This is a genomic window from Bacillus sp. FJAT-49711 (genome assembly GCF_018343715.1).
Classification (GTDB): domain Bacteria; phylum Bacillota; class Bacilli; order Bacillales; family Bacillaceae_C; genus Lederbergia.
The window spans coordinates 22,531-44,600 of sequence record NZ_JAGYPL010000003.1 but is presented as its reverse complement, the minus strand read 5'-3'; the positions used below and the strand labels follow the sequence as shown (position 1 = coordinate 44,600).

The 22,070-nt window shown below is 38.2% G+C and carries 28 protein-coding genes, 1 riboswitch and 2 other annotated features; of the genes, 26 read left to right on the top strand and 2 right to left on the bottom strand.

Annotation, left to right across the window (positions count from 1 at the left end; translation table 11 throughout):
• Positions 1-15 precede the first annotated feature (15 nt).
• The 21 genes from KHA96_RS14255 to KHA96_RS14160 all read left to right on the top strand — a co-directional run bounded on the left by KHA96_RS14255 (position 16) and on the right by KHA96_RS14160 (position 16,914).
• Positions 16-918 carry a TIGR01777 family oxidoreductase gene (locus KHA96_RS14255; protein ID WP_213130011.1) on the top strand — a complete coding sequence of 301 codons (903 nt, stop codon included), beginning with the start codon at positions 16-18 and terminating at the stop codon, positions 916-918.
• Positions 919-953: 35 nt separating this feature from the next.
• A riboswitch (TPP riboswitch) is annotated at positions 954-1,063 on the top strand.
• A gap of 96 nt (positions 1,064-1,159) precedes the next feature.
• A complete protein-coding gene (locus KHA96_RS14250) occupies positions 1,160-2,137 on the top strand; it encodes an ABC transporter substrate-binding protein (RefSeq protein WP_213130010.1) in 978 nt (325 codons plus the stop codon).
• Between the two features lie 12 nt (positions 2,138-2,149).
• The gene (locus KHA96_RS14245) at positions 2,150-2,440 is read left to right on the top strand and encodes an MTH1187 family thiamine-binding protein (RefSeq protein ID WP_213130009.1); all 291 of its coding nucleotides are present in this window, start codon (positions 2,150-2,152) and stop codon (positions 2,438-2,440) included.
• Positions 2,441-2,451: 11 nt separating this feature from the next.
• Complete coding sequence (locus tag KHA96_RS14240) at positions 2,452-3,192, top strand: ABC transporter permease (RefSeq protein WP_249315622.1); 741 nt, start codon at positions 2,452-2,454, stop codon at positions 3,190-3,192.
• Between the two features lie 4 nt (positions 3,193-3,196).
• Positions 3,197-3,931: an ABC transporter ATP-binding protein gene (locus KHA96_RS14235; protein WP_213130008.1), complete on the top strand. Its 735-nt coding sequence runs from the start codon at positions 3,197-3,199 to the stop codon at positions 3,929-3,931.
• Positions 3,932-3,933: 2 nt separating this feature from the next.
• Positions 3,934-4,707 (top strand): TatD family hydrolase, encoded by a 774-nt coding sequence (locus KHA96_RS14230; RefSeq protein WP_213130007.1) that lies wholly within the window; start codon positions 3,934-3,936, stop codon positions 4,705-4,707.
• A gap of 104 nt (positions 4,708-4,811) precedes the next feature.
• The gene (locus tag KHA96_RS14225; RefSeq protein ID WP_249315621.1) at positions 4,812-5,678 is read left to right on the top strand and encodes a YitT family protein; all 867 of its coding nucleotides are present in this window, start codon (positions 4,812-4,814) and stop codon (positions 5,676-5,678) included.
• Between the two features lie 55 nt (positions 5,679-5,733).
• Complete coding sequence (locus tag KHA96_RS14220) at positions 5,734-5,946, top strand: hypothetical protein (RefSeq protein WP_213130005.1); 213 nt, start codon at positions 5,734-5,736, stop codon at positions 5,944-5,946.
• 455 nt (positions 5,947-6,401) lie between these two features.
• Positions 6,402-6,653 (top strand) — a binding site (T-box leader).
• A 175-nt stretch (positions 6,654-6,828) separates the two neighbouring features.
• Positions 6,829-7,101: a binding site (T-box leader), on the top strand.
• Positions 7,102-7,166: 65 nt separating this feature from the next.
• Positions 7,167-8,192: an anthranilate phosphoribosyltransferase gene (gene trpD, locus KHA96_RS14215; protein ID WP_213130004.1), complete on the top strand. Its 1,026-nt coding sequence runs from the start codon at positions 7,167-7,169 to the stop codon at positions 8,190-8,192.
• A gap of 1 nt (position 8,193) precedes the next feature.
• Positions 8,194-8,982, top strand: a complete 789-nt coding sequence (trpC, locus tag KHA96_RS23080) for an indole-3-glycerol phosphate synthase TrpC (protein WP_249315620.1) — start codon at positions 8,194-8,196, stop codon at positions 8,980-8,982.
• Complete coding sequence (locus tag KHA96_RS23075) at positions 8,983-9,627, top strand: phosphoribosylanthranilate isomerase (RefSeq protein ID WP_249315619.1); 645 nt, start codon at positions 8,983-8,985, stop codon at positions 9,625-9,627.
• Positions 9,599-10,804 (top strand): tryptophan synthase subunit beta, encoded by a 1,206-nt coding sequence (gene trpB / locus KHA96_RS14205; RefSeq protein ID WP_213130003.1) that lies wholly within the window; start codon positions 9,599-9,601, stop codon positions 10,802-10,804. Before KHA96_RS23075 ends, trpB begins: the two co-directional genes overlap by 29 nt.
• Positions 10,797-11,588 (top strand): tryptophan synthase subunit alpha, encoded by a 792-nt coding sequence (gene trpA / locus KHA96_RS14200; RefSeq protein WP_213130002.1) that lies wholly within the window; start codon positions 10,797-10,799, stop codon positions 11,586-11,588. Before trpB ends, trpA begins: the two co-directional genes overlap by 8 nt.
• A 61-nt stretch (positions 11,589-11,649) precedes the next feature.
• Positions 11,650-11,928: a hypothetical protein gene (locus KHA96_RS14195; RefSeq protein ID WP_213130001.1), complete on the top strand. Its 279-nt coding sequence runs from the start codon at positions 11,650-11,652 to the stop codon at positions 11,926-11,928.
• A 143-nt stretch (positions 11,929-12,071) separates the two neighbouring features.
• The gene (locus tag KHA96_RS14190; RefSeq protein ID WP_213130000.1) at positions 12,072-12,914 is read left to right on the top strand and encodes a metallophosphoesterase; all 843 of its coding nucleotides are present in this window, start codon (positions 12,072-12,074) and stop codon (positions 12,912-12,914) included.
• A 272-nt stretch (positions 12,915-13,186) separates the two neighbouring features.
• A complete protein-coding gene (gene tapA, locus KHA96_RS14185) occupies positions 13,187-13,963 on the top strand; it encodes an amyloid fiber anchoring/assembly protein TapA (protein WP_213130609.1) in 777 nt (258 codons plus the stop codon).
• Positions 13,964-13,975: 12 nt separating this feature from the next.
• Positions 13,976-14,554, top strand: coding sequence for a signal peptidase I SipW (sipW, locus tag KHA96_RS14180; protein ID WP_213129999.1), 579 nt, complete (start codon positions 13,976-13,978; stop codon positions 14,552-14,554).
• 80 nt (positions 14,555-14,634) lie between these two features.
• Complete coding sequence (locus KHA96_RS14175; protein ID WP_213129998.1) at positions 14,635-15,237, top strand: TasA family protein; 603 nt, start codon at positions 14,635-14,637, stop codon at positions 15,235-15,237.
• 63 nt (positions 15,238-15,300) lie between these two features.
• Positions 15,301-16,011, top strand: a complete 711-nt coding sequence (locus KHA96_RS14170; protein ID WP_213129997.1) for an LPXTG cell wall anchor domain-containing protein — start codon at positions 15,301-15,303, stop codon at positions 16,009-16,011.
• Between the two features lie 260 nt (positions 16,012-16,271).
• A complete protein-coding gene (locus KHA96_RS14165; RefSeq protein ID WP_481748244.1) occupies positions 16,272-16,409 on the top strand; it encodes an anti-repressor SinI family protein in 138 nt (45 codons plus the stop codon).
• Between the two features lie 145 nt (positions 16,410-16,554).
• A complete protein-coding gene (locus tag KHA96_RS14160; protein ID WP_249315616.1) occupies positions 16,555-16,914 on the top strand; it encodes a DUF2512 family protein in 360 nt (119 codons plus the stop codon).
• A 53-nt stretch (positions 16,915-16,967) separates the two neighbouring features.
• Here the strand turns inward: KHA96_RS14160 and KHA96_RS14155 are convergent, their stop codons facing one another.
• Complete coding sequence (locus tag KHA96_RS14155; RefSeq protein WP_213129995.1) at positions 16,968-17,606, bottom strand: SDR family oxidoreductase; 639 nt, start codon at positions 17,604-17,606, stop codon at positions 16,968-16,970.
• Between the two features lie 110 nt (positions 17,607-17,716).
• Here KHA96_RS14155 and KHA96_RS14150 point away from each other — a divergent pair, with 110 nt between their 5' ends.
• From KHA96_RS14150 to KHA96_RS23070, 5 genes are all read left to right on the top strand, one after another.
• The gene (locus KHA96_RS14150) at positions 17,717-18,382 is read left to right on the top strand and encodes an SOS response-associated peptidase (RefSeq protein ID WP_213129994.1); all 666 of its coding nucleotides are present in this window, start codon (positions 17,717-17,719) and stop codon (positions 18,380-18,382) included.
• 58 nt (positions 18,383-18,440) lie between these two features.
• A complete protein-coding gene (locus KHA96_RS14145) occupies positions 18,441-18,869 on the top strand; it encodes a ferritin-like domain-containing protein (RefSeq protein ID WP_481748243.1) in 429 nt (142 codons plus the stop codon).
• Between the two features lie 178 nt (positions 18,870-19,047).
• Positions 19,048-19,545 carry a hypothetical protein gene (locus KHA96_RS14140; protein WP_213129993.1) on the top strand — a complete coding sequence of 166 codons (498 nt, stop codon included), beginning with the start codon at positions 19,048-19,050 and terminating at the stop codon, positions 19,543-19,545.
• 75 nt (positions 19,546-19,620) lie between these two features.
• A complete protein-coding gene (locus KHA96_RS14135; RefSeq protein WP_213129992.1) occupies positions 19,621-19,971 on the top strand; it encodes an SCP2 sterol-binding domain-containing protein in 351 nt (116 codons plus the stop codon).
• Positions 19,972-20,273: 302 nt separating this feature from the next.
• A complete protein-coding gene (locus KHA96_RS23070; protein WP_249315612.1) occupies positions 20,274-20,423 on the top strand; it encodes an Lmo0850 family protein in 150 nt (49 codons plus the stop codon).
• 149 nt (positions 20,424-20,572) lie between these two features.
• Here the strand turns inward: KHA96_RS23070 and KHA96_RS14130 are convergent, their stop codons facing one another.
• Positions 20,573-21,868, bottom strand: coding sequence for a hemolysin family protein (locus KHA96_RS14130; protein WP_213130606.1), 1,296 nt, complete (start codon positions 21,866-21,868; stop codon positions 20,573-20,575).
• Positions 21,869-22,070: the final 202 nt, after the last annotated feature.

Here is a 22,070-nt window from a genome sequence, read left to right as displayed (position 1 = left end):
GAGGGTGCAAATGAAATGCACATTGTCATTGCAGGGGGAAGCGGGTTTGTTGGAAAAGCACTTCAAGCACGCCTTTTGAAGGAAGGACATAAAATAACGATCCTAACTAGAAATAAAGAAAAGATTTTTGAATCGAATGGCTTACGAGCAGTAGAATGGTTGAATCCAAATAGCGAGCCGGAAATATATATGAAAAATGTCGATGCAATCATAAACTTGGCTGGTGAATCCATTAATGGGTTCAGATGGACGAAGGAGAAAAAGAAACGGATTATTGAAAGTCGGATTCATGCTACACGAGAAATCGTTACACTCATAGAAAAACTAGATCGCAAACCAAAGGTGCTCGTAAACGGATCAGCAGTCGGCTATTATGGAATGTCAGATGTGGAAACTTTTACGGAAGAATCAAAGTCGCAAGCTAGTGATTTTTTAGCTAGCGTCGTAAGGAAATGGGAAGAAGAAGCTGCACAAGCAGAAAGGCTAGGTGTTCGTATTGTATTTGCTCGGTTAGGCGTCGTTCTTGGAAAAGAAGGCGCACTTCCCCTTATGGCACTCCCTTATAAAATGGGAGTAGGTGGTCCTGTTGGCACAGGTAATCAATGGATCCCTTGGGTACATCAAGCCGATGTGGCAGGATTATTGCTTTTTGCGATTGAAAACGAATCTATTTCTGGTCCTATTAACGTGACGGCACCGAATCTAGTAAAAAATAAAGAATTTGGTAAAACGATTGGCAGGGTGCTTCATCGCCCGCATTGGATGCCAGTACCAAGTTTCGCAATGAAATTATTGCTCGGTGAAATGAGTGAGATGCTTTTACGTGGACAGTGTGCGATACCTCAAAAAGCTGAGCAGAATGGATACACATTTGAATATCCTATATTGGAACAAGCTATGGAAAATATTTTGCGATAAACAGTAACTCTGCTATACTAGTAATGAAAAAATCATATGGAATGTGGGGGTACCGGTGTGGCCGGTTGAGAGTGCATCCGTTAGATGCTGACCCTTTGAACCTGCTCTGGCTCATACCAGCGAAGGGAACATGAATTCATTCATACATAATGAATGTTCTTTCAGATGCCCAGGTTCCTTAACCTTGGGCATCTTTTTCGTTTTTAAGGTTCGCTTTCCAGTAACGGAGGGAAAAAGTAGAATGAAAAAATGGTTAACTAGTTTGCTTGTTTTAATGTTGCTCACAGGCTGTGGGGGCGCGAAAAAAGAAGACAGTGCCGGTTTGAAAAAGGTAACAGTCGTGTTGGATTGGACACCAAACACAAACCATACGGGTTTATACGTGGCAAAAGAAAAAGGATATTTTAAAGATGAAGGGCTGGATGTTGACATTATCATGCCTGGAGAAGCAGGTGCCGATAATTTGGTTGCATCTGGAAAATCGGAATTTGGGATAAGCTATCAGGAAAGTATTACGGAAGCTCGCGTGCAGGATGTTCCAATTGTGTCAATCGGAGCGGTCATCCAGCATAATACTTCAGGGTTTGCTTCACCAGTTGAGAAAAATATTTCTTCCCCGAAAGATTTTGAAGGGAAAACATATGGTGGTTGGGGTGCGCCAGTTGAACAAGCTGTGCTCGCGTCTCTCATGGATGGAGAAAATGCTGATATTAACAAGCTGGAAATTGTGAATATGGGAGATACTGACTTTTTCACGGCTGTTAAAAGAGATATTGATTTTGCATGGATTTATTATGCGTGGACCGGAGTCGAAGCTGAACTTCGCGGTGAAAAAATCAATATGATTTATTTGACAGATTACTCGGATAAACTGGATTATTATACACCGGTTATTTCAACGAATGAGAAAATGATTGAGAATAATCCAGATACGGTAAAAGCTTTTATGGCCGCTGTTTCAAAAGGTTATGAATTTGCAATCGATAATCCTGACGAAGCTGCTGATATTTTAATAAAAGATGTTCCTGATCTTGACCCTGAGCTTGTGAAGAAAAGTCAGGAATGGCTAGCTTCAAAGTATCAGGATGATGCAGCTCGCTGGGGAGAGCAAAAACAAGAAGTCTGGAAAAATTATATGGATTGGATGCTCGAAAAGGGACTTCTTGAAAAAGAAATGGATGTAGAAAAAGCATATACGAATGAATTTTTACCCAAATAGGAGGAAGTGCAAATGGCAAACTCACTAATCAGCATACAGATCATCCCGAAAACCAAAAATGGAGAAAGTGTTATTCCATATGTAGATGAAGCAATCAAAGTGATTGATGAATCAGGAGTAAAATACGAGGTTCATCCTCTCGAAACGACGATGGAAGGCGAATTGACTGAGTTAATGAAAGTGATAGAAAAAATGAATGAACGAATGATCGCAATGGGCAGCAGCAATGTCATTTCTCAAGTGAAAATTTTATACCAGCCTACTGGCATTACGATGAACCAGTTGACGGAGAAATACAGCTGATGAGAGCTTTTATGAAAGGATGGAGGTCTGCGTTGGCGCTCCTTTCTTTACTCTTTATTTGGGAAATGGTTGTTAAAATCGTCAATATTCCAGGTTGGCTATTGCCTGCCCCTACAGCAATATTGAAAGAAATGATCATCGGATTCGATCGTTTCGCTGAGCATTTATTATCTACTATCAGACTTTCGATAGGAGGATTTATTATCGGGTGTTCAGTTGGGTTGCTTGTTGCTATTCTATTGCACCTACTTCCTAAAGTTCAGGAAGCTGTTTATCCACTCTTAATTCTTTCGCAAAATGTACCAATTATCGTATTGGCACCTTTGCTTGTAATTTGGTTTGGCTTTGGAATGTTGCCAAAAATTATTGTCATTACTCTCGTATGTTTTTTCCCTGTTACGATAGCCGCACTCGGAGGTTTTCGAAACACACCACCTGAAATGAAACATTATTTACTGATGGCAGGTGCTTCTAAAACACAAATGTTTGCAAAATTGGAATGGCCTAACTCACTACCTTCTTTATTTTCGGGCTTGAAAATATCCGCTACATACAGTGTGATGGGAGCGGTAATTTCGGAATGGCTAGGAGCGAAGAAAGGTATTGGCGTGTATATGACACTCGCTTCCTCATCCTTTCGCACGGAGCGTGTTTTTGTTGCTATTTTTATCATTATGATTTTCAGCTTGGTGTTTTTTGGTGTCATCTCTTTATGTGAGAAATGGCTTGTTAAGTGGCGAAGGGAGGCGTGACATTGTGGGAATTCTAGATATTAATCACTTATCCAAAAGCTTTAATGGACGCAAAGTATTGGAAGATATGAGCCTAAAAGTACGGGATGGCGAACTTGTCACAATCTTAGGTCCTTCTGGCAGTGGAAAAAGTACATTATTTCACTTAATTGGCGGCTTGTTCGCTCCCGATGAAGGTTCGATCATGCTTGACGGAAAACATATAACTGGCAAACGTGGGTTTATTAGCTATATGCCGCAGCAACCCGCGTTATTTCCTTGGCGAACCGTATTGGAAAATGTATTGCTAGGGCAGGAATTACATGAGAAAAAAGACGTTGAAAAAGCAGTGGCCATGATTTCCAGAGCAGGTCTAAGCGGTTATGAACATGCGCTGCCAAATGAATTATCAGGCGGGATGAAACAACGTGTCGCATTTATTAGAGCTTTACTAAGTCCTCAATCATTGATATGTCTGGATGAGCCATTCTCCGCATTAGATGATTTTACTCGACTTGAAATGCACCAATGGCTTCTGTCCATTTGGGCAGAATTTAAAAAGACGATTTTATTCGTGACACATAATATCGATGAGGCGTTGTTTCTTTCAGATCGTATTATCGTATTATCGAGCAATCCAGCTAAGATCATTCATGAGATAAACGTCCCTTTCAAACGTCCAAGAGTGAATGATTTATTATTAAGGGATGAATTTTTAAAGCTGAAAAAAGAACTTTATCAGGCAGTGGGGAGGGCATAAGGATGAAGAGAATTATCGATGCACACATTCATTTAGACCACTATAAGGAAGAAGAAATCAGTTTGATCATGGAGGAATTGGACCAAACTCATTGTTCTAATCTGATATCTGTTTCTTTTGATTTGGAGTCTTGCAAGAAAAATTTGGAGTTGGCGAAACAATATTCTCAAGTGAAGCCAACATTTGGTTTTCACCCTGAACAGGAAATACCTTCAGATCGTGATGTGGCTGCACTTTTAGACTGGATGTCAGAAAACCGAGATGAGATGGCAGCTGTCGGAGAAATTGGTTTGCCGTATTATTTGCGTAGCGAGAATCCCACGATATCACTAGAACCTTACATAGACTTACTAAATGAGTTTTTAAAATTTGCAAAAAAATGGGACAAGCCTGTCGTACTTCATGCAGTTTACGATGATGCCCCCGTCGTATGTGATCTTTTGGAAAAGCATAATATTAAGAGGGCTCATTTCCATTGGTTTAAAGGGGATCCGCTTACGATTGAACGTATGTTGAAAAATGGCTATTTTATCTCCGTTACGCCCGATGTTTTATACGAAGAAGAAATCAAGCAGCTCGTAATCAATTATTCATTGAAGCAAATGATGGTAGAAACGGATGGACCGTGGCGCTTTGAAGGGGAATTTTCTGGAAAGATGACCCACCCAGCTATGATTCATGAATCAGTTAAGATGATTTCAAAGCTTAAAAATGAAGACCTTTCATTCATGTATAAAAGATTATATGAAAATACGAAACTCTTTTATCGAATCTAAAATATCTTGCTTTTTAGAAAAAGGGTAAATCCTCTCTTTTTTGCTAAAATTAATATGGCAATCAAGAGAGAGGTGTAAAAGTGATGAAGAGAAAATCTCGAAATATGAGAGTATGGGAATATGTGCAAATCATGTTTGGGGCAACCCTCGTAGGTCTTTCATATAATATGTTTTTACTTCCATCTAAGCTGGCGGCTGGCGGCGTTTCAGGTATCAGTACCCTTTTATTTGAAGTATTTCGCTGGAACCCTGCACTCGTGCAGATTAGCATTAATTTACCTTTATTTATTATTGGTCTGCTCATTTTGGGGAAGGATTTTAGTGCTAAGACATTAGTAGGCACTGTTTTTGTTCCGTTTTCCATTTGGTTATCGCAAGGGATGGATCTTCATATTAAAGAACCTATGCTGGGTGCGATTTATGGGGGGATTATGCTTGGAGTCGGCCTCGGAATAGTTTATCGTGGTGGGGGCTCTACTGGCGGAACAGCGATGATAGCGCAGTTATTAAAAAAATACACAGGGTTATCGAGCGGTTTTTCTCAGCTGCTCGTCGATGGAATTGTGGTCACCGCATCAGCATTTATATTCAATCTGGAGCTTGCTTTATTTGCAATGATATCTATATATGTGACAAGTAAAGTCATTGATTTTGTTCAGTTGCAAACATCTCCTACTAAACTCGTGCTGATCATAACGGAAAAAGAAGAAATGATTCAACGCATTATTCGCGAAGAGATAGATCGTGGCCTAACGAAAGTGAAATCCCTTGGTGGATACACGAATAAGGAAAGAACGATGATTTTATGCGTTGTTGAGCAGTCGGAAGCTGTGTATTTAAAGAAAGTTCTTCAAGAACAAGAACCGACTTCTTTTGTTATTTTTCTAAACGCATCTGAAATACTTGGCAGGGGTTTTTCAAAAGAAAAGTTGTTTGGCGGCGAAATAGAAGTAGAACCCCCTCAAAAGTAAATGTTTCATTCCCACTTATGTAGGAAAAAGGAAGAGTAAAAGTGGAGGGATGAAGATGAGTCACGAGCCAACTCAAAACAAAATTGATAGAGCGAAGACGCTGGATGAACGGAATGATAAAGACAAGGCATTCAAGGGAGATTCAGAAAAGCAGGCCCAGCGTGATCAATTGCTCATGCCAATCGATGATATATCGGACGAGCTTGTCGAAGAACGAGAAAAAAATGAGCAGGATAAAAGGGGATCGAAGTCCTCAAAAGAATTATGATGATAGTGCAATGAAGGGTCCTTTTGCTTTATGATAATTTCTCACCCTATCCGGTTGAAAGTCCCAATCATACACCAATCGTGAAAAAAGTGATGGCCAGGTTATTTTAAATAGGTAATCGTGCCCTCAAATGTGAAAAAGCAGTTCCAAAGGTCACGATTAGTCGTTAATTGTGCCTTTAAATATTAAAAAGGGATGTGCATGGTCACGATTAACTGTTTATCGTGACCTCAATCCAGAAAAAGAGGTGCGCACGGTCACGATTAAACAACCATCGAGCCTTTAATTAGTAAAAGAGGCGGCCACAGTTATGTTGATATTGTCTCAAAGTTTAGATCATAATAAATTCCATTCACAGCTTTTATTTCAAAAATCAAAAATTAAATTTTTAAATAATATCTTGACATTCTTTTTTTAAACAGCTAAGATGATAAATAATTCAAACTACATGAATATTTCAGGCAGTGACGAAGAAGAGTAGCTGTTTTGTCGCACTTTAGAGAGCTGGTGGTAGGTGCAAACCAGTGTGCAGAAATGGTGAATGGGCTTCTGAGCCTCCAAACCGAAACTTTTACAAAAAGTAAGTAGGCTTTGGCGCTAGGTCTTCGCGTTAGTAAGACAGGTGATAAGCATGTCTGCTTGTTGCTGTAAAGTGAGCTGATTTTTTTGGCTAATGAAGGTGGTACCACGGGTTCCTCGTCCTTTGGATGAGGGCCCTTTTTGTATTTTTTTAAAAGCTTCTTTTCCCTGATGTAAATCTAGATAACAGATCTTAACCTGAAGGATAATTAAATGGGAAAGAGCTATTAGCTTAATAAGAACTGCAGAACTGTAAAAGCCGGCTCTTGGGCTTTTAAGAAAATAACCTTTTTAAAAGAAAAATGTAAATCGTTGATTAAGAAGAGTACACTTGGAACGTTAGTAAAAGAGAGCCGGTGATGGTGGGAATCCGGTACGAGCGGCCTTGTGGAATGGGCTTAAGAGAGATTTCCTGAATTCAGTAGTAGGGAAATCCGGTTTCCTCCGTTAAAAGGATAAAGTATCGGATCTTTTTTTTAAAAGTGGGCAATTCATATCACTTTTTACAATCCTGTACTTGATGAGATGAAGATGAAATCTTCAATAGAGGTGGCACCGCGACTGATCGCCCTCTGTAAACACAAAGTTTTTATGTGTTTGCAGAGGGCTTTTTTATATTCAATTTTGAGAGGAGCATGGACATGAAACAATATTTACAAAAATTGATGGTCGGAGAACATTTAACGATAACGGAAATGACAGAAGCGGCGAGAAAGCTTTTTTCGGGAGAAATTTCCGAAAGCGAGGCAGGAGCATTGCTTGGACTACTCGCCTTAAAGGGTGAGACGGCAGATGAAATAGCAGGATTGGTCCATGCTTTGCGAGAAAAATCACCGGCTATTTTATCGATGAAGGACAGAGTAATGGATAATTGCGGAACAGGTGGAGACGGTTCAAGCAGCTTTAACATTAGTACGACTTCAGCTTTTGTCATCGCTGGTGCTGGAATCAAGGTTGCGAAGCATGGAAATAGAAGTGTTTCTAGTCAAACAGGAAGTGCAGATGTATTGGAATATTTGGGGGTCTCCCTCGATAATAGACCCGAAGAAACGGAGGAACTTCTTGCCGAAAACGGGATTGCCTTTTTATTCGCTCCCCACGTACATCCAGCTATGAAGGCTGTTATGAAAGTTAGACGCGATCTTCGAGTTCCAACGATTTTTAATTTGATTGGTCCATTGACGAACCCAGTTGAATTGGATACGCAGTTATTAGGAATTTATCGCCGTGATAAGTTGATGCTGATGGGTGAAGTTTTAAAACAGCTTGGAAGAAAAAGAGCGGTCGTCATCAATGGGGCGGGATATTTAGACGAGGCCTCACTATCTGGTGAAAATCATCTCGTGATTCTTGAAAATGGAGAGTTAAGCTCTGTTACCTTACTTCCAAAGCATGTAGGTCTCCCGACTTATTCCAATGAGGAAATTATGGGTGGGGATGCTGAACGAAATGCGCATATTATGATGAGCGTCCTTCGCGGAGATGATGGACCATTTCGCGATACAGTATTGTTAAATGCAGGAATAGGAATTTATGCAAATGGAAATGTAGATTCCATTCAATCAGGAATCGAAAAGGCAAAGGAAAGCCTTGATTCCGGAGCTGCCTTATCCAAATTAGAATACCTCATTGAAAGAAGTCAACATACGAAGCAAGGAGTGCTATAAATTGACGATTTTAGAAAAAATCATTGAACAGAAGAAGATAGAAGTCCAGGAGTTAAAAGTAATCTATAGTGTACAACAATCAATCAATGAAAAAAGAAGACCTTCCTTATATGAAAGCTTTAAAAATCTCGATAAGATCAGCGTCATTGCTGAAGTGAAGAGGGCTTCTCCTTCAAAAGGTGTGATCAATGATGAAGTTGATCCTATTGCTCAGGCTAAAGCGTATGCCGGGGCTGGTGCCGGTGCAATCTCCGTTTTAACAGATCGGCAATTTTTCAAAGGGTCGATGGCTGATCTTTCCGCTGTTTCAGAAGCGGTTGACCTCCCTTTACTCTGCAAGGATTTTATGATTGATGAAGTACAAATTGATGTTGCGAAGGACCATGGAGCCAGTGTCATTCTGCTGATTGCGGCGGCGCTTCCAGAAGAGAGGCTGCGTGAACTATATCATTATGCAAGATCTAAACAACTAGATGTTTTATTCGAGGTTCATGATGAAAAAGAAGCAGAGATGGCCCTTCGAATTGGCGCACGAATTATTGGGATTAATAATCGTAATTTAAAAACATTTGAGGTTGATCTCGGAGTGACGGAGCGAGTAGCCACAGTATTAAAAGGTGAAAATTGTCTCCTTGTAAGTGAAAGTGGAATTCGCACGAAGGAAGATGTAGAACAAGTTTCTCAAGCTGGAGCAAAAGCGATTTTAGTTGGGGAAACGTTAATGAAATCAGCGAATATCACAGAAACGATGAATGAAATACGAATTCCGCTTACGAAGGCGGTGAAGTAATTGAAAGTTAAAATTTGCGGCATTATGTCAGAAGAAGCTGCATTGGCTGCAAGTGAGGCTGGGGCTGACTATCTCGGATTTGTCTTTGCAGAAAGTAAAAGGAAAATTTCACCTGAAAAAGCTGGAGACATTATTCAACAAATGCCGGAACATGTCAAATCAGTTGGTGTTTTCGTTAACGAATCACAAGAAAATATCATTCGTACTGTTAAAACGGCCAATCTCGATTATATCCAGCTGCACGGAGACGAGAACCCTGAATTTTGTAATAGCTTGCCGTATCCCGTTATTAAGGCTTTTTCTATAAAAGAGCAAAAGGATCTTAATAAACTAGCAAAATATGATTGCGATTATTTCTTATTAGATAGCCCGGGTGTAAAATATCGTGGCGGAAGTGGGATTCCATTTGATTGGAATCTACTTGAAAATTTAGCTATTCCGAAAGATAAAATCATTTTAGCTGGTGGACTTGATCGTGAAAATGTAAAAAAAGCAGTATCGAACGTCAGACCAGCCATTGTGGATGTTTCTAGTGGCGTTGAAACAAACGGAGTAAAGGACTCGGAAAAAATCAAAGAGTTTATAGCAGCAGCAAAATTAGAGGAGCGTGAACATAGTGGCAGTTTACACATCACCAGATATTAAAGGCAGATACGGTCAATTCGGGGGGCGGTTTGTTCCCGAAACCTTAATGACAGCAGTATTGGAATTGGAAGACGAATATGAAAAAGCGATCGCTGATCCGGAATTCCAAAAAGAAATGGATCATTATTTAAAACAATATATTGGTAGAGAAACCCCTTTATATTTTGCTGAAAATTTAACGAAGATCGGGGCTGGTCCAAAAATTTATTTGAAACGTGAAGACTTAAATCATACGGGTGCTCACAAAATCAATAATACGATTGGCCAAGCGCTTCTTACACTTCGCATGGGGAAAAAGAAAGTGGTAGCGGAAACTGGTGCAGGCCAACATGGCGTGGCAACAGCAACTGTGTGTGCGTTGCTTGGATTGGAATGCATCGTATTCATGGGTGAAGAGGATATTCGCCGCCAACAATTGAATGTGTTTAGGATGGAGCTTTTAGGAGCTGAAGTACGAAGTGTTACACAAGGAAGTGGGACGCTAAAGGATGCAGTTAACGAAGCACTTCGTTACTGGGTCGCAAACGTAGAAGATACCCATTATATTTTAGGTTCAGTTGTCGGACCTCACCCTTTCCCAAGAATTGTAAGAGATTTCCAAAGTGTTATTGGAAGTGAAACAAAAAAGCAAATGCTCGAACAAGAAGGCAAACTTCCAGACGCTGTTGTTGCTTGCATTGGCGGAGGAAGCAACGCAATGGGAATGTTTTATCCGTTCATTGAAGATAAAGAAGTGAAAATATACGGTGTGGAAGCAGCTGGATCAGGTATTGAAACAGGGAAGCATGCAGCTGTCTTGACGGACGGAAAAGCTGGGGTGTTGCACGGTACATTAACCTATCTTTTACAAGACAAACACGGTCAAATTCAAAGCGCCCATTCGATCTCCGCAGGTCTTGATTATCCAGGAGTAGGGCCTGAACATGCCTATTTAAAAGATTCTGGACGCGTAACATATACATCTGCAACGGATAAAGAAGCGTTAGAAGCATTCCAATTACTTGCGAAAACAGAAGGGATTATTCCAGCATTAGAAAGCTCGCATGCAGTAGCTTACGCGTTAAAGCTTGCAAAACAAATGGAAGAATCCGAAACACTTGTCATATGTTTATCCGGAAGAGGAGATAAAGACGTGGAAGCTGTTAGAGATGTAATTGGAGGTGTAAGCAATGGGTAAAGCAAAAATGGAAGCAGCTTTTAAAAAGGTATTAGATAATGGAGATAAAGCATTTGTACCATATATTATGGCTGGTGACGGCGGCTTAGAAAACTTACATGAACAAATTTTATTTCTAGAAAAAAGCGGTGCTACTGTAGTAGAGCTTGGAATTCCTTTTTCCGATCCAGTTGCAGATGGTCCTGTCATCCAAGAGGCAGGGCTAAGAGCATTGGCAAACGGGACGACACTGAGTGGAGTACTGGAAAGTTTGCATGGTTGGAAAGAAGAAAGATCAATTCCAATTGTCCTCATGACCTATTTCAATTTGATTTTTTCATATGGAATCGAAAAATTTGCGCAGCGTTGCAAGGAAGTCGGGGTGGACGGTTTAATTATACCTGATTTACCTTTTGAAGAAGATGAAATGGTTGCGCCAATATTTTCTAAGTATGATCTAGCGTTAATTCATCTAGTTGCACCCACAAGCCCCCGCAATAGAATTGAACAGATAGCTAAAGCAACTGAAGGATTTCTTTACGCGGTTACGGTTAAAGGGATAACAGGAGTAAGAAACAAATATGAGGATGGGCTAGCGTCATATTTACAACAATTAACAGAGTTTTCTTCCGTGCCTGTACTCGCTGGATTCGGTGTATCATCCCCTGAGAAGGTAAGGGAACTAGGTGAATATTGTGATGGAGTAATTGTCGGCAGTAAAATAGTAGATCTGCTGCACAAAGGTGAAAGAGACGCAATTAAGAATATTATTGCAGCTTCGAAAAAACGAACAGTCGTCTCCTGATGTTTTTACCTTAAAAATAGTGGGTAAATATAATGCAAAGACAGAAAAGGAGGCAACTCTAATGTCTAAAAGCATAAATCCACTGTTATTGTTAGGACTTGGAATTGCCGGTGCTTCCTATTTATCAAAACAAGAAAATAGGGAGAAGGTGATGGATCTTTACCGAACGGCTAAAGAAAGAGTGGTAGACTTTTTATGTGACCAAAACCCTAGTGCGTGCCAAGACCTATTAGATAAGGCTGGGAACCCTGACCCTCATGATTTGGGCGATACAAGAATGGTAGGGGAAGGCGCGATGTATGCAGTAGATTATTATAACAAAGAAGAACAGCAGGAATAAATAAGCAGGGCCCTTCTCTTTTAAGAGAGGGGCTTGTTTTTTTGTTTAAGCGTCTTCCGCTTTTCTTTGTCATACATCTATTTTCATAGAAATAAAATGTTATGATAAGGCTAGAGTTATTTTTTCCTGAGAGGAACGCGACAATGAAACGTAAACTACTGAAACTAATCCTTTTTATCGCTTTTGTATGGGCTTTTTTATACATAAATAATTATTGGCTGCAAACTTCTGAGTATGAAATTGAATCTGAACGGATTCCAAAGGAATTTGATGGTATAAAAATTGTTCAGATCTCAGATTTGCATGATGCTACTTTTGGTGAAAAGCAAGCTCGTCTTGTGAAAAAAGTAAAGAAACTGAATCCTGATTTTGTTTTTATTACAGGTGACTTTATTGATAGTAATCGATATGATTTACAGAACAGTCTTGACTTCGTAGAGCAAATCACACCATTTACGGATGTGTTCTATGTAACGGGTAATCACGAAGTAGCAGTTAATAAAATTGATGAGATTACAAAGGCGTTAATGGATTTAGGAGTTCATGTTCTAATGGACGAGACCGTCGAAATAGAAAAGGCGGGCGAATCGTTGCTAATTGCTGGTGTTCAAGATCCGCTAATAAAAGCAATTCCACCACCAGAAGAGACTATAGCCGAATCGTTAGATGAGATATTACTAGATGATCAGAAGGATTCTTTCAAACTACTTCTTTCTCATCGGCCAGAAGTATTTGATGTATATGCGATTAAACATATAGATGTTGTTTTTACTGGCCACGCTCACGGAGGGCAAGTTCGTATCCCGGGTATTGGGGGTCTCATTGCACCGGGTCAGGGATGGTTTCCTAAGTATACTTCGGGGCTTCACGAAAAAGGAAACACGCATATGATTGTAAGCCGAGGTTTAGGAAATAGTATCATTCCTTTTAGGGTTTTAAATAGACCAGAAATCGTTATTGTGAATTTAAAAAGCTCGGTGAAATAAAATAAAAGTGAAAAGAAAGCTGTCTTAAGAACGAGGCAGCTTTTTTGTTTTTTAGTTTATTCTTAATAAAGAACATAAGGTTCTTTATAATTTATCAAATAATGAGGAATCTTGAGATAAAAGGAGGTTTTTAAAGTTAAATGTTCTTTATAAAGAAAATACGCCGAAATTTGACGGTTTTCAATTTAATTCTTTTGACCTATACTCAAATCAAATAGTTCTTTAAAAAGAACACAATAAACTCAATAAAGAACTAGAACGGTAAAGGAGGAATTCCAATACGACTGCGCAGAGTAGAAAAATATAGGAAGAAGACTGGGCATTATAGCATTCTATTAAAACTAGTAATTGTAGTTTACTTATGCATTGGAATAGCAGCTATCCTTGCCGGAGAAACGAATGCATTTTTTTCAAATGTTAAGTCTTTGGAAGGGTCGATACAAGCAGGCACATGGGAGACTGAGGATAAAGATGGATGCTCTAGTAACAACCATGGAGATTGGGATTGCAGTTCCTTGGAATTTGTAAGTGCTCAATATGACGGAGAAGTAATATCAGCTGTTATAAAAAATACTGGATCGGATATGCAAACAACTGGTTCATATGAAGTCTATTTCAAAGAAAAAGGAAATCCTAAAGAAGGAATTGTAGTATCTAATCTAACTTTTAAACCTTTAAAAATGGGAGAACAAATAGCGTTGACTTTTACTCCTGATAGGCCAGGTAAATATATGTTTAAAGCTTATCAACATAAAGACCACCCTGGGAAAGGCATATTATGGAGCGATGCGATCACTGTAAAGCTTACTGAGAAAAAGCTCAAAAGTGAAGAAGAACAGATAAAATCTGAAAACCAGGAAGAAGTAGAACCATCAGGAACAGGAACAGAAGCAAAAGAACCTATGCAAGAAGAGACATCTGAGGAAACAAAGAATTCTTTAACTGATGTAAAGCAAGAACAACCGAAGGATTCGGAAGATGTCGAAGAGCAGGAAAACAATACTGTTAAAGAAGATTCCTCTTCTGAAACTGAAAATAGTGATATATAGGCAGGTGGAGAAATGAGAAAAACATTAAAAATATGTAGCAACATAATTACCGCGATCTTATTTATGAATTTGCTTGTCATGGTTTTCCTAGTTGTTTCATCTAAGGCATCCGGTGGGGAACCACAGGCGTTTGGCTACCAGCTCAAAACGGTTCTATCCGGTTCAATGGAGCCTACCTTTATGACCGGCTCCGTCATTGCAGTAAAACCTTTGGATGAGGATGCAAGAACAAATCTTCAAGTAGGGGACATCATAACCTTCCAAGCAAATGAAGAAATGTTAATCACTCATCGCATCATCGGAGTTAATACGAGCGGCGAACATGTTATGTATGAAACAAAGGGAGATAACAACAATGCTGCAGATATGGACTTAGTTTTATCCGATAATGTCGTTGCAAAATATGCAGATTTCACCATTCCGTATATAGGATATTTCATAAATTTTGCTCAATCAAAAGAGGGCAGTGCCATTTTATTGATTGGCCCAGGGGTGTTGTTGCTTGGCTATGCTGGATACAGTATTTTGACAGCGCTAAGGGAATTAGATCCTAAAGTAGGCAAAAAAGACATCAAAGAGAAATCAGCTTAATATGATTGACCTCCTTGCAAACAGCAAGGATCAATATAAAAAAATATACATACCCAAAAAGGGTAAGGAGGAAAAATGAAATGAGTATTAAAAAGAAATTAGGTTTAGGATTAGCATCAGCAGCACTAGGATTGTCTTTAGTTGGAGGAGGAACATTTGCTTACTTTAATGATGTGGAAGTAAACAATAGCAGCTTTGCAGCTGGTACTCTAGATATCAATGTAACTGCAAACGGTGCTAATAATGCAATAATTGATGTAGGTAACTTAAAGCCTGGAGATATTATGACAAGAACGTTTAAGCTAAATAACATTGGAAGTCTTGATGTATCCAAAGTATTACTGACTTCCAAGTATACAGTAACAGATGCAAAAGGGGATAACGCTGGTGCAGATTTCGGCGAGCATATTAAAGTTAAATTCCTAATTAACAATGATAAAAGAACGGAAGTAGTACACGAAACAACTTTAAAGAATCTTAGTAAAAAAGATGTTGTAGAACGTGATGTATTAGGATGGCTTCTTGGTGGGGAATCAAGTGGTTTGCAAGCTGGAAAATCGGATACCCTTTCGGTTATGTTTGAGTTTGTTGACAATAAGGCTGATCAAAACGTCTTCCAAGATGACTCTTTAAAACTTGAGTGGACATTCGATGCAAAACAAACTACTGGATCAATCAGATAATGAGTCAAAAGGCGGGAACTTTCTCCCGCCTTTTCCTAAATCTACGAATAGCGAGGTATTGCCATGTCTAAGAAAAACAAATTAAATATTATAGGATTAATCATTCTCCTTATAAGCATAATGGTATGCCCGCTTTTTATAGGCATTAAATCTATTTCAGCAGCTGGAAAAGAAATTAGTATTAAAACGACATCCAATGGCATCCTTTTCAACACTGAAAATCTAAAACCCGGAGACTGGATCCCCAGAAATATCACAATATCGAACAATGGAAAACAAGATTTTAAATATATTGCTAAAATAGGAAAATCAAAGTCTACGAAAGGACTATTTGAAGAGCTAGATTTACTCGTTCAAAAAGAATCGGAAACTTTATTCAAAGGGAAATTAAAAGATTTCACTGGTTTTACTCCACTGGAATTGTCAGTAGGGTCTTCAGATACATTATTATTTGAGGTGAAAATGCCAACCCATTTAGATAATTCATTTCAAGGTGCTAAAGCTGAGGTGGAGATAACTTTTCTGGCAGAAGGTATAAAAGATATAGCTGCACCGATTGAAAATGCCCCAAATAGTGGAGACACATCAATTACTGAAACAACGATCGACCCAAAAATGGTTAATAAGCTTCCAAACACAGCAACAAACAATTACAATATTTTGTTTTTTGGTGGACTATTAATCCTATTTGGTGGGGCAATGCTTTTCTGGAAACGTAAAGATATCCGTCTAAGGTATCATGGGAATTTTCAAAAAATATTCGACTCAAAGTAGGATTGGATCACAAAATCCTAGTAATATTTTCATCTTGTAGAAAATTTGGATGTCTCATCTTAAGCTATTTCCTTGAAAAGTGACGATTTTCATAGAAAAAGCACGTTCGTTACTTTATTTGAATAGGCAAAAAGTAACACTTTTAATGCGTGGGAATCGCTAATATAAAAACTGTAAACATTTCACAATTTCTATATCAAAAAAACAAGTTAGCCATAGGTACTAAGGGAGAGTGTTTTATTACATTAGGGGGTATGGACTTGGGAGAATTGAAAAGTTACATAATTGAAATGGATAAAGAATGGTTAACGCTTATCATAGAAGCGAAAAAGATGGGACTTGAGAAAGAAGAGGTTAGAGATTTTTTAAGAAGAAAAAAGTTGCTTTCTAATCAATGATAGTAGAGTGTAAGGAATAAGTATTTCTAGAGAGCTGAAGGTTCTTTCAGAAATGCTTTTTGTTTTCTCCATTTACTCCAATTTGCATATTTTCTTATGATAATTGGCATCCTTTCTTTAATAGGAAATTTTGGAGGCCTGTCTGATGCTGAACCTAATTATGAAATTAATTGTTTGTCCCATTATTCTAATCATATCGGCTAACCTTTTAACAAATGTTAATTTTCCAAATGTATATCAGCCGATCATCATTGGTTTAACACTGGCCGTAGTCGGCTTTTTGATGGAGATCGCTATTTTACAAAAGGGAACTTTCTGGATCAGTAATACAGTTGATTTTGTAATATCCGCCCTCATTATTTATTTTTTATCATATTTCTTTGCGGGTGCAGATGTTACGATGGGTGGTGCCTTAATTACGGCTGCACTTCTAACGGTCATTGAGTTTTTCGTTCATCTATGGCTGATTAAGTCAGGACGGGCACGAAAAGAACCTTCTTTATAATCGATAAAACATATAAAATCCCTCACTTATAATTGTAAGGGATTTTAATCATTTTACAGCATTTCCATCGCTGACTCTATTTCCTTATCTCCGGATAAAATCTCCATTACTTTATTTCCCGCATTATTAATCTCGAGCGAAGCAGCTAGAACATGAGCAACGTCTGCACGAGGGATGGACCGGTCATCCATTAGTTCAATTTTTTCCGCTAGCTCTACTTTACCTGTAGCCTTGTCATGTGTTAGTCGTCCGGGTCTTACAATGGTGTAAGTTAGTCCGCTGTTCTTTAAATGATCATCCGCTATTCGCTTTGCAGTTAAATAGTGTTCGATGGGCCCTTGCGGATCGTCTGCGCCGATGGAGCTTAACATGACAAAATGTTTTACACTGCTTGATTTTGCTGCATCAATCAATTTGATGGCTCCTTCTTGATCAACAGATATCGTTTTGTCGGGACCTGTTTTTGATCCAGAGCCTGCTGCAAAAATTACGGCATCCATCCCGTTCGTGACTCGACTAATATCTGCTTCCAAATCGGCGACAATCACTTCAACTGCTCCTAATTCCATAAGTTCTTCTTCCTGGTCTTCATTTCTCACCATCGCATATGGATGATGATCGCTATTGTTAGCTAAATATTGTACGAGCAACCGTCCGGTATGTCCATTTGCGCCCACTACTAATACCTTCATTATAATGATCGCTCCTTTTCACTAATATGACCTAATATTGTATAATTTCCTCAAATAGTTATTTATAAACAAATCTTGAGGATCAAAATCAATGAATGGAGTGTATTGAAATGTGTGGACGATACAGTTTATTCGCTCCAAGAGAAAATTTGGCAGCTAGATTCGAATTGATGGATTTTGAAGAGATAGAATGGGTGGAACGATATAATATTGCTCCAAGCCAGAATGTACTTGCAATTGTGAGATCAGATGCTGGAAATAAGATGGGGATGTTAAAATGGGGATTAGTGCCTTCATGGGCCAAAGATCCGAAAATTGGTTATAAAATGATCAATGCACGAGCTGAAACGATCGATCAGAAACCAAGCTTTAGAAATCTTTTAAAAAGAAGAAGATGCGTCATACCAGCAGATGGATTTTATGAATGGAAAAAAGTAGGGACAAATAAAATACCGTATCGATTCCAGCTAAAATCAAAAGAATCGTTTGGTTTTGCGGGACTATGGGATCGATGGGAGAATAATGGAGAGATTATTCATTCATGTACTATCATAACGACAGAAGCGAACGCTGTATTAAAAGGTGTTCATGATCGAATGCCTGTAATCTTAACGAAAGAATCAGAGAAGGTATGGCTGGATCGTTCAATTAGTGATGAATATTATTTGAAAAAAATTCTCATTTCTTTTCCTGCTGAAGAAATGGAAGCCTATTCAGTTAATCCCCTTGTGAATAGCTCAAAAAATGATAATAAAGAGGTTCTTAATTCGCTGTAGATAATGGAACACAAAAATAAATAAAACATAGTCTAATTTAAAATGATCACTTAGGCTGGTGTTTAAATTGAATCATTTCCAAGAAGATAAAGGTTTGACTGAAAAAATAGCCCAGGCAATCAATGGGGAGTATAGTGCAATCCACTGTTATGCAAAATTAATCGATATGGCGTCGACAGATAAGGAAAAAAAGCGTATTCAGGAAATCCGAAATGACGAAATTCGGCATTTTAATAAAATCTGCGCTATATACACGCTAATTACGAATGAGCAGCCACAGCCTCATATTAGCGAAGAATGTCCGAATCACTATTTAGCAGGACTTCAATTTGCATTTGAAGATGAGCAAAAAACAGTAGACTTTTATTTAGAGATTTCTGATGAGGCCAAAAATCCCTTTATTAAGGAACTATTTCGCAGAGCAGCGGCAGATGAACAAAATCATGCCGTATGGTTTTTATCATTTTTACAAAAGAATCAAATGTGAGTAATAGCAGCTTCTTGTATTTCGTAACGAAGGCTTTACAAGTTTCTTAATTTGAAATTATGCTCGAAACTTATTTGAAGAGTATGACAAAACCTCTTTCCAATCTACATGATTAGTGAAAGGACATGCATCCTTTCCTGTTGAAATGTATTAATAACATGTAAACAGGAGGGATACGGTGGAACAGCACATTTTTTCTTCCGAAGCAGCGAAAACACTTGGCATTGGGGCTAGTACGATTAGAAAGTATGCAGCATTATTGGAGGCCAATGGATACGGATTTGAACGTGGGACGAATAACGGTCGAATCTTTAAGCACGCTGATATAAAAATCATTTCTAATATGATGGATCTGATGACAAAAGAAGAGTTATCTGTTGAACTTGCGGCTGAAAAAGCAGTTGGAATTACTCCTAAAAAGCAAATTCCTGCAACTGAAACAAATAAGGATCTAAATGAATTTATTGAGCAAATGAAAGATTTGGAAATGCAACAAGCCTCTTTGATTGAAATGAATCGGGCACTGACAAAACAAGTTGAAAGTTTAGCAGAAAAAATAGAAGAGAGAGAACGGGACCAGCAATTATTTAAAATGGTCGAGAATTCAAGAAATAAAAAGAAAAGAAAAGGGATTGCCTTATTCCGTCCGCTTACTGTTTTGTCAGGAAAAAAATAATTAAATCCTCTCTATATTGTCAGAATTTTTAAAAATGGTATAATAGAAAATAATGACAATTTTTGGAGGGGAAATATGCAAATTACATTTGAAAATCAAAGCTTAAATGACATTTTGCAGCGAGTTTCTAAAGTAATGAATGCACAACGTGAACCTTTACAAGATATTAATGCTGTTTACCAATTCGAAATAGCTGGTGAGCAAAACGGCGTTTATCAACTTATTTTGAAAGATGGAATAGCGGAAGTAGTGGAAGGAGCGACCAATGAATCACCGTGTACGCTCATAATGAATTTTAATGATTTTAAAGAGTTACTGTCTGGGAGATTAAACAGTACAACTGCCTATATGATGGGAAGATTAAAAGTAAAAGGAAGTCTTGGATTGGCTTTGAGGCTAGAGTCTATCTTAAAGAGATACCATTAAGGGATAGCAGTCGTCTAACTGACGACTGCTTCTTTTTTTATTGTTAATGAATGATAAATTGGAAACTTTGTTGATAGCTTTCTAAGAAATAAGTTTACGTCTAGCTCCAACGTCTTCCGCTTATGTTCATAAAAGGAAAATTCTTTTAAAAGAGGATTATTCTTTCTATCGCTGGGTATAGTAAATAACAGTAAAGCAAAAAAGTTGACAAATTGATTACTCTTCTTCAAAAACGATATACAGTGAGTGGAATTTAAGGTAGAATATGAATAAGATGTCAAATCTTAAAGAGGTGATCTTTCTTGCAAAGAGATCATGATCAGCTTCAGAAAGTAATAAGTAGTCTGACAGAGATCGGAGTTAAGATTTCCAAAACGAAATCAAGGCTTGAGATTAACAAGATACTTGAGGATGTCAAGTCTATCCAAAATTATTCGGAACTTCACTCTTAAAGGCAAACAAGTCAGGTATGTACAGGAATGCATGCGTGGCTTGTTTTATTTCTTTTAAAAGTACGATTGGATATAGTGTTTATTTCTTGGGAAATAAATGTTGAAAAAAGAAGAAAAAACACTTAAGGAGAAGATCCTAAAGTGTTTTTTTATTCCTTCTTCTTTACTTCCACTACACTAATATGTGATCCTTCCATCGTATGAACGTGGAAATTATACTGATCGGCAGTAAGTGTATCCCCTTCTTGCAAATCATACTTTTGAGTCAGGAGCCAACCACCAATTGTATCGACATCATCCCCAGATAGATGCACTCCCAATAGATTATTTACATCGTCAATAAGCATTTTAGCATCGAGTAAGTAGTGATTATCTGATAGTTTACGGACATTTGGTATTTCATCTGTGTCGAACTCATCCCTAATATCACCGACAATTTCTTCGAGGATGTCTTCAACCGTAATGATTCCTGCAGTTCCTCCATATTCGTCAAATAAAACTGCCATATGTGTTCTTTCCTTTTGCATTTTGACGAGTAAGCTTTGGATTGGAATTGTTTCAATCACTCTAATAACTGGCTTTACGTAAGGCATGATTGGCTCGTTCCCCATACAGTTGCCGCCGATGCAATCGGAGAGGAACTCTTTTACATTGACAATTCCGATGATTGTATCTTTATCACCATCTGTTACTGGGTAGCGGGTAAACCTTTCCTCCCGTATCGTGCCAATTATCTCTTCAATCGAAGCGGATTTATCTATACTTAAGATTTCAATCCTTGGCACCATGATTTCCTTGGCAATCCGATTATCAAATTCGAAAATTTTATTTACATATCGATATTCAGATTGGTTTATTTCTCCGCTTTTTAAGCTTTCTGACAGTATGATCCTTAATTCTTCTTCTGAATGGGCTAGTTCACTTTCAGAAGCGGGTTTTATACCAAATAATCCTACAATCAACCGAGCTGTACCATTCAATGCCCAAATAAAAGGGTACATAATTTTATAAAATAATATGAGAGGAGCTGCTACTGCAAGTGTAATTTCTTCTGCTTTGTGAATAGCGAATGTTTTAGGAGCTAATTCGCCGACTACAACATGAATAAAGGTAATTGTACTAAAGGCAATAATAAAAGATAGAATACTGACGAGTGATTCCGGAACCGAGAACTTTTCAAATATGGGTGTAAGCAGTACTTGAACAGTTGGTTCTCCTAACCACCCTAATCCTAGTGCGGTAACTGTAATTCCAAGTTGAGTGGCCGATAAGTATCCATCTAGGTTAGAAAGCAGCCGTTTCGCTGTGACGGCTTTATTATTACCTTGTGCGATCAGTTGGTCAATGCGTGAACCGCGAACTTTGACAATGGCGAATTCAGATGCAACGAAAAAGGCAGTTAATGCAATTAAAAGAATAACGAGAAGTATATTAATGACTATCAATGGAGCGCCATGCTTCAATTTTTTCTATGAAGCAGGACTTCACCTCCTTAGCAAATTTCCTTTATTAATGGAATTGAATAGGTTGGTTTTCTCTATATTAATTCCAGTAAGATATACATACTTTACCCACAAAGCGGCAACAATTATCGTTTCAGACGAAATTTTATAAAACAATTATGGAATTCCTTAAATAATGGTGAAA